The sequence below is a fragment of the Rhodoferax sp. genome (assembly GCF_023701345.1).
In the GTDB taxonomy this organism is placed as follows: Bacteria; Pseudomonadota; Gammaproteobacteria; order Burkholderiales; family Burkholderiaceae_C; genus Rhodoferax.
The window spans coordinates 1-5,058 of record NZ_JAMPXE010000180.1 but is presented as its reverse complement, the minus strand read 5'-3'; the positions used below and the strand labels follow the sequence as shown (position 1 = coordinate 5,058).

General features: G+C 60.2%; 4 protein-coding genes and 1 pseudogene. 2 read left to right on the top strand and 3 right to left on the bottom strand.

Annotated elements, in window-relative coordinates:
- Positions 1 to 231, bottom strand: a 231-nt coding sequence (locus tag NDI87_RS16445) for a UbiA family prenyltransferase (protein WP_296276632.1), incomplete at its 3' end; no start/stop codon positions are given.
- Here NDI87_RS16445 and NDI87_RS16440 point away from each other — a divergent pair.
- A pseudogene (locus tag NDI87_RS16440) lies at positions 220 to 825 on the top strand (4-hydroxybenzoate octaprenyltransferase); the annotation flags it as partial. The gene NDI87_RS16445 and the pseudogene NDI87_RS16440 overlap by 12 nt on opposite strands.
- 4 nt (positions 826 to 829) lie before the next feature.
- Here NDI87_RS16440 and proC read toward each other — a convergent pair.
- Together proC and glpK are read right to left on the bottom strand one after the other, a co-directional pair.
- A complete protein-coding gene (gene proC, locus NDI87_RS16435; RefSeq protein ID WP_296276630.1) occupies positions 830 to 1,645 on the bottom strand; it encodes a pyrroline-5-carboxylate reductase in 816 nt (271 codons plus the stop codon).
- Between the two features lie 77 nt (positions 1,646 to 1,722).
- A complete protein-coding gene (gene glpK / locus NDI87_RS16430; RefSeq protein ID WP_296276628.1) occupies positions 1,723 to 3,225 on the bottom strand; it encodes a glycerol kinase GlpK in 1,503 nt (500 codons plus the stop codon).
- A gap of 57 nt (positions 3,226 to 3,282) precedes the next feature.
- Between glpK and NDI87_RS16425 the strand changes: the two genes are divergently transcribed.
- Positions 3,283 to 4,887 (top strand): glycerol-3-phosphate dehydrogenase/oxidase, encoded by a 1,605-nt coding sequence (locus NDI87_RS16425; RefSeq protein WP_296276626.1) that lies wholly within the window; start codon positions 3,283 to 3,285, stop codon positions 4,885 to 4,887.
- Positions 4,888 to 5,058: the final 171 nt, after the last annotated feature.

The following is a 5,058-nucleotide window of genomic DNA, read 5'->3' as shown; positions in this document are numbered from 1 at the left end:
CGAGGTGACCGGGCGCTGCGCGGTGCGCTTGACGTGCCGGTCGAAGTCGCGGTCGGCCTCGTCGTTCACGCAGCAGCCGGCGCTGCGCATGAGGATGGTGCCGAGCACGAACACCGCCAGCAGGTGCCAGCCCGGGAAACCGCCCGCCGCCACCCACAGCGCGGCCAGCGACGGCCAGAGCAGCAGCAGCCAGCCCGCGGGGCGGTTCCAGCGGATCAGGTCCAGGTACAGCGCGAGGCGCTCGCGGTGGGCGCCGTGCTCGCCCTGGCAGCTTTCGGACTGGTGCTGACCACGAACACGCTCACCGTGCTGATGTCGTTCGCCGCGCTGGCGATCACGCTGATCTACCCCTATGCCAAGCGTTATGTGTCGATGCCGCAGGCGGTATTGGGCCTGGCTTTTGGCATGGGCATCCCGATGGCGTTTGCCGCCGTGCGTGGTGACCTGCCGCCGCTGGCCTGGCTGTTGACGTTGGGCAATCTGAGCTGGGTGTTGGCCTACGACACCGAGTACGCCATGGTGGACCGGGATGATGATTTGCGCATTGGCATCAAAACCTCGGCCATTACCTTGGGTATGTGGGATGTGCCGGTGGTCATGTTGTTCTACCTCGGATTCATCGGTATCTGGACACTGGCCCTGGGCCAGTATGTGCCAGGCCCGCTGTTTGACTTGGCCATGTTCGTGGCCTTGCTCCAGGTGGTCTGGCATTTCACCTTGATCAGGTCGCGCACGCGCGAAGGCTGTTTTAAAGCTTTCCGGTTAAACCATTGGCTCGGTTTTACTGTCTTTGCCGGCATTGCAGCCAGTTATTTTGTTCAGTAAAAGTTCAGGCTGCGCCGTATTCGTCGCCGAGTTCTTTGGCGCGTTCACGGGCCGCATACATAGCATCGATGAACAGGGCCCGGACGTCGTTGTCTTCCATGCTGGAGATGGCCGCAAAGGTGGTGCCGCCTTTGGATGTGACGCGTTGTCGCAGCACCTGGGGTGGTTCGCTGGAGGCTTTTGCCAAGGCGCTGGCGCCGGCAAAGGTGGCCACGGCCAGTTGCAGCGCCTGCTCGCGGTTCAAGCCCATTTCGGTGCCGGCCATGGCCATGGCTTCCATGAAGTAGAACACGTAAGCCGGTCCCGAGCCTGACAGGGCCGTGACCACGTCGAGCTGGTCTTCGGTTTCCAGCCAGAGAGATTCTCCGGTTGTCGCAATGACCTGTTCAACAAAAGCTTTGTCATTGGGTGTGATGCTGGCACGGGCAAACAAGCCGGTGATGCCTTGGCCAATCAGCGCAGGGGTATTGGGCATGGCGCGCACGATGCGTTCACTGCCCATCCAGGCGGCGATGCTGTTGCTGGGGATACCGGCTGCCACGCTCAAGTGCAAGCCACCGAGGACATGCGGGGCGACGGCTAGCGCTGCCTGCTTGAAGGTTTGTGGCTTGACGGCCCAGACCACCAGCGCGGCATCCAGCAGAAAAGCACCCGCTTGCGGGTGGGCGGTGATGCCAAAACTGGCCTGCAACTTGTCGCGTGCCTCGGCAAAAGGCTCCACCACGTCAATCAGGTCGGTAGGAAGGCCCTGCTTGATCAAGCCACTGATGATGGCGCTGGCCATGTTGCCGCCGCCGATGAATGCGATACGTTTACTCATGAATGGTGTACAGGTGTTAATCTGCGCCAATGTTGTTGAAAACCTTGAGTCTAATCAAATGTGATGACGTGTGGCTGTCAATGCTCGGGCGGCAGCACGGTCTGCCGCACCGCATGTTCCCAGCGGGCCATCAGTTCCGCTGCCCGGCTGGGTGCCAGAGTGGGCTCAAAGCGGCGCTCGGCCTGCCAAAGGCGCGCGAGTTCGTTGGTGCTCTGATACACGCCGGTTGACAGCCCCGCCAGATAAGCTGCGCCAAGTGCAGTGGTTTCAGTCACCGCCGGGCGTAGCACCGGGATGCCCAGTAAATCAGCCTGGAATTGCATCAACAAATCGTTGACGCAGGCGCCGCCATCCACCCGCAACTCCGCGACGGCCAAGCCCCCCGCCTGCACTGCATCGCGGCTCATGGCTTGCAGCAGGGCCGCACTTTGAAAGGCAATACTCTCCAAAGCCGCGCGGGCAATGTGGGCCACTGTGCTGCCGCGGCTCAAACCCGTGATGGAGCCGCGCGCGTCCGGCTTCCAGTAGGGCGCACCCAGCCCGGTGAAGGCAGGCACCACCATCACGCCACCGGCGTCAGGCACGCTCTCGGCCAATGCCTGCACGCCGGCGCTGTTGGGGATGGCGTGCAAGCCGTCGCGTAGCCATTGCACCACGGCGCCGCCCACGAACACGCTGCCTTCCAGGGCAAATTCGGGTTGCAGCGTGACTTGTGCGGCGCTGGTCGTGATGAGACCGTTGGTCGAGGTTTGAAAATGGTGGCCGGTGTGCATCAGCATGAAGCAACCCGTGCCGTAGGTGTTCTTCACCATGCCCGGCGTAAAGCAGGCCTGACCAAACAAGGCGCTTTGCTGGTCGCCCGCGACGCCGCCAATCGGAATGGCAGCACCCAGCAGATCTGCGCTGACCTCGCCATACATTGCACTGGACGGCTTGACGCTGGGCAGCAGGCTGGCCGGGATGTCGAGCGCCTGCAGCAATTCAGTGTCCCACTGGTTGCTGTGCACGTTGAACAGCATGGTGCGCGCTGCGTTGCTGACATCAGTGCTGTGCACGCGGCCCTGCGTGAGTTGCCAGATCAGCCAGCTGTCGATGGTGCCAAAGGCCAGTTCGCCCTCTTCGGCTTGCTGTCGCGCGCCCGGCACCTGGTCCAGAAGCCACTTGAGCTTGGTGCCGGAAAAATAGGCATCAACGATTAAGCCCGTTTTGGCCTGGATGCTGGCCGCCAGGCCGCGCTCACGCAATTCAACGCAGGTGGGGTCGGCACGCCGGTCCTGCCAGACGATCGCGTTGTAAATTGGCAGACCGGTTTTGCGGCTCCAGAGCACGGTGGTTTCACGCTGATTGGTGATGCCCAGGGCGCGCACATCACCTGCCGTGATGCCCGCCTTGGACAATGCTTCGCGGGCGGTGGCAAGTTGGCTTCGCCAGATTTCCAGCGGGTTGTGCTCAACCCAGCCAGGTTGCGGGTAGATTTGCGTGAGCTCTTGCTGGGCCATGGCTACCATCTGGCCGTCCGTGTCAAAGACAATGCTGCGCGAACTGGAGGTACCCTGGTCAAGGGCAAGCAGATAGGTCATGGGGTTTGTCCTGAAATACCGAATAATGTGATGATTTGTATCCAAGATAAATAACGCATGATCACTTTACCCGAAGCGCATGCCACCAGGCGTCGCGACCTCATCGCGCGTCTTGTTGAACCATGTCACTATGACCTCATCGTGGTCGGTGGTGGCGCCACCGGCCTGGGGGTGGCGCTTGATGCTGCCGTGCGTGGCTTGCGCGTGGTACTGATTGAGTCGCATGATTTTTCCAAAGGAACTTCATCCCGTTCCACCAAACTGGTCCATGGCGGCGTGCGCTACCTTGCGCAGGGAAATATTGGCCTGGTGCGTGAAGCGCTGCGCGAGCGCACCCTGTTATTAGAGAATGCACCGCATTTGGCGCAACCGTTGCCGTTTGTCATGCCTGCTTATAAATGGTGGGAAGCGCCTTTTTATGGCGCGGGGTTGAAGATGTACGACGCGCTGGCTGGCAGCGCTGGCTTGGGGCGTACCGAGTTTTTGAGCCGCAGCGAGACTGTGGCGCAGTTGCCCATGGTGCAACCAGCGGCGCTCAAAGGCGGCGTGAAGTATTGGGATGGGCAATTCAATGACGCGCGTTTGGCGCTGGCGCTGGCGCGAACCGCAGTGCTACACGGTGCACTTTTGGTCAACTATTGCCGCGCCATCGCTTTGAACCATGACAACGGACGTGTCGTGGGCGTGGTGTGTCAGGAGCAACTCTCGGGCCAGATTTTTCAGTTGAGGGGTGATTGCGTCATCAATGCCACAGGTGTCTGGGTGGATGAATTGCGCCGTCAGGACGGTGCCGCAGCTGGTGGCGCCGCGGCAACTGAGACGCAAGCCATGGTGGCACCCAGCCAAGGCGTGCATATGGTGGTAGATCGCACGTTCCTTGGGGGGAGGGCAGCCCTGATGGTGCCCAGGACGGCTGATGGACGGGTTTTGTTTGCGGTGCCATGGCTGGGTAAAGTGATATTGGGAACCACCGATACCCCGCGCCATGATCTGGCGCGTGAACCCGAGGCGTTTGAAGAAGAAATTCAATTCATCCTGAGTGAGTCGGCCCGTTATTTGCGTCAGGCACCCACACGAAAAGACGTTAAAAGCATTTGGGTCGGTTTGCGGCCACTGGTGAAGCCGCCGGATGATGAAGGCAGCAACACCAAGGGTTTGAGTCGGGAGCATACGATTCTGGTAAGTCGCAGTGGCCTGGTGACGGTGACGGGTGGCAAGTGGACCACTTACCGCGCGATGGCCGAAGATGTTCTGGCGCAGTGCGCCAAGCATCAGCTTATTCGGGAGACGATGCACGGACTGACCAAAAGTCTTGGTTTGGTTGGTTCGGACAGGCGTTGCTTCGAAGTCAGGGCTCTGCACGAGCCTGAGGGGCTGCACTCCTATGGCTCCGAGCAGGCCCTGGTGCTTAATTTGCCTGGCGCTGAGCACTGGCTGTGTGACGGCTTGTCAGAGGCGATGGTGCGTTTTGCCGCGCGTCATGAATATGCGATCAAGGTTGAGGATGTGCTGGCCAGAAGGTCCAGGCTGTTGTTTCTCGATGCGAGGCTCGCCGCCAACTTGGCGGCTGTGGTGGCTGGGATATTGAAAGAGGAGACAGGGCAAGACCCGGCACAAGAGGAATTTGTCGACTTGTGCCAACATTATTTGCTCAAGGGCTAAGAAAAAAGTTGATCAAGCTGGGTTTTTGCTGCATAATACAAGGCTTCGCGTTAAAAGCGAAGTGTCTGCCCAAAGCTAACGACATGAGTGGTTCATGTTGCGTGTAACGGGCCCAAGACTGACTGAAGCAAGGGTGCGCATTGTGCGGGCCAATTTTTCAGTGCAAGTTGG

Coding starts and splice junctions, on each gene's coding strand:
- proC (WP_296276630.1), bottom strand. CDS start 1,645: ATGAGTAAACGTATCGCATTCATCGGCGGCGGCAACATGGCCAGCGCC.
- NDI87_RS16425 (WP_296276626.1), top strand. CDS start 3,283: ATGATCACTTTACCCGAAGCGCATGCCACCAGGCGTCGCGACCTCATC.
- glpK (WP_296276628.1), bottom strand. CDS start 3,225: ATGACCTATCTGCTTGCCCTTGACCAGGGTACCTCCAGTTCGCGCAGC.